The organism is Citrobacter sp. wls757 (genome assembly GCF_005280935.1).
Classification (GTDB): Bacteria; Pseudomonadota; Gammaproteobacteria; order Enterobacterales; family Enterobacteriaceae; genus Citrobacter; species Citrobacter portucalensis.
Genome location: NZ_SZWU01000049.1, coordinates 169,463 through 171,220, shown reverse-complemented (window position 1 = coordinate 171,220; position 1,758 = coordinate 169,463). Strand labels below are relative to the sequence as shown.

Annotated in this window: 2 protein-coding genes; both read left to right on the top strand. The window is 51.9% G+C overall.

The annotated features are described in order from the left end of the window. Positions 1-71 precede the first annotated feature (71 nt). A complete protein-coding gene (lgt, locus tag FDW94_RS13115; RefSeq protein WP_003825606.1) occupies positions 72-947 on the top strand; it encodes a prolipoprotein diacylglyceryl transferase in 876 nt (291 codons plus the stop codon). Positions 948-953: 6 nt separating this feature from the next. Continuing rightward, positions 954-1,748 (top strand): thymidylate synthase, encoded by a 795-nt coding sequence (gene thyA / locus FDW94_RS13110; protein WP_003033990.1) that lies wholly within the window; start codon positions 954-956, stop codon positions 1,746-1,748. Positions 1,749-1,758 lie beyond the last annotated feature (10 nt).

Sequence of the window (1,758 nt, the reverse complement as noted above, 5' to 3'; positions counted from 1 at the left end):
CCTGCATTATGCAGGCGCGCTTATCAATTGCTGTCTGACTTCAGCGAAATAACAAGAACTTGTGGTGACAGATGACCAGTAGCTATCTGCATTTTCCGGATTTCGATCCGGTCATTTTCTCAATCGGACCCGTCGCGCTTCACTGGTACGGCTTAATGTATTTGGTGGGGTTTATTTTCGCGATGTGGCTGGCGACGCGCCGCGCGAATCGTCCGGGCAGTGGCTGGACCAAAAATGAAGTAGAAAACTTACTGTATGCGGGCTTCCTCGGGGTTTTCCTCGGTGGGCGTATTGGTTACGTACTGTTCTATAACTTCCCGTTATTCCTCGATAATCCCCTGTATCTGTTCCGCGTCTGGGACGGCGGTATGTCCTTCCACGGTGGACTTATCGGTGTGATCCTGGTGATGATCATCTTCGCCAAACGCACTAAGCGTTCGTTCTTCCAGGTTTCTGATTTCATTGCCCCGCTGATTCCGTTTGGCTTGGGTGCAGGGCGTCTGGGCAACTTTATCAACGGTGAGCTGTGGGGACGCGTTGACCCGAACTTCAAGTACGCCATGCTGTTCCCCGGCTCCCGTACCGAAGATATTTTACTGCTGCAAACTAACCCGCAATGGCAGTCTATTTTTGATACCTACGGCTCGCTGCCACGCCACGCCTCACAGCTTTATGAGATGGCGTTGGAAGGCGTTGTGCTGTTTATCATTCTGAACTTGTACATTCGCAAACCGCGCCCGATGGGTTCGGTATCCGGTCTGTTCCTGATTGGTTATGGCGCGTTTCGTATTATTGTTGAATTCTTCCGCCAGCCGGATGCGCAGTTTACCGGCACCTGGGTACAGTACATCAGCATGGGGCAGATCCTCTCTATCCCGATGATTGTCGCAGGCATTATTATGATGGTTTGGGCGTACCGCCGCAGCCCACAGCAACACGTTTCCTGAGGAACCATGAAACAGTATTTAGAACTGATGCAAAAAGTGCTGGATGAAGGCACACAGAAAAACGACCGTACCGGAACCGGAACGCTTTCCATTTTTGGTCATCAGATGCGTTTTAATCTGCAGGAAGGGTTCCCGCTGGTTACGACTAAACGCTGCCATTTACGCTCGATCATTCATGAGCTGCTGTGGTTCTTGCAGGGCGATACTAACGTTGCCTACCTGCATGAAAACAACGTCTCAATCTGGGACGAATGGGCGGATGAAAACGGTAATTTAGGCCCGGTTTATGGCAAACAATGGCGCGCGTGGCCTACGCCAGATGGCCGCCATATCGACCAGATCACCACCGTGCTAAACCAACTGAAAAATGATCCGGACTCTCGCCGCATCATCGTTTCCGCATGGAACGTCGGTGAGCTGGATAAAATGGCGCTGGCACCGTGCCATGCGTTCTTCCAGTTCTACGTGGCGGATGGCAAGCTCTCCTGCCAGCTGTATCAGCGTTCGTGCGATGTGTTCCTCGGCCTGCCGTTTAACATTGCCAGCTACGCTTTGCTGGTACACATGATGGCGCAGCAGTGCGATCTGGAAGTGGGTGATTTTGTCTGGACCGGCGGCGACACGCACCTGTACAGCAACCATATGGATCAAACGCATCTGCAGCTTAGCCGTGAACCTCGCGCGCTGCCGAAACTGGTTATCAAACGTAAGCCTGAATCAATCTTTGACTATCGCTTCGAAGACTTCGAAATTGAAGGCTACGATCCGCACCCGGGTATTAAAGCACCGGTAGCTATCTAACCTGTTTCAT

What these genes read in the sequence shown, in the direction of transcription:
- lgt (WP_003825606.1), top strand. Translation starts at nt 72, where the DNA reads ATGACCAGTAGCTATCTGCATTTTCCGGATTTCGATCCGGTCATTTTC.
- thyA (WP_003033990.1), top strand. Translation starts at nt 954, where the DNA reads ATGAAACAGTATTTAGAACTGATGCAAAAAGTGCTGGATGAAGGCACA.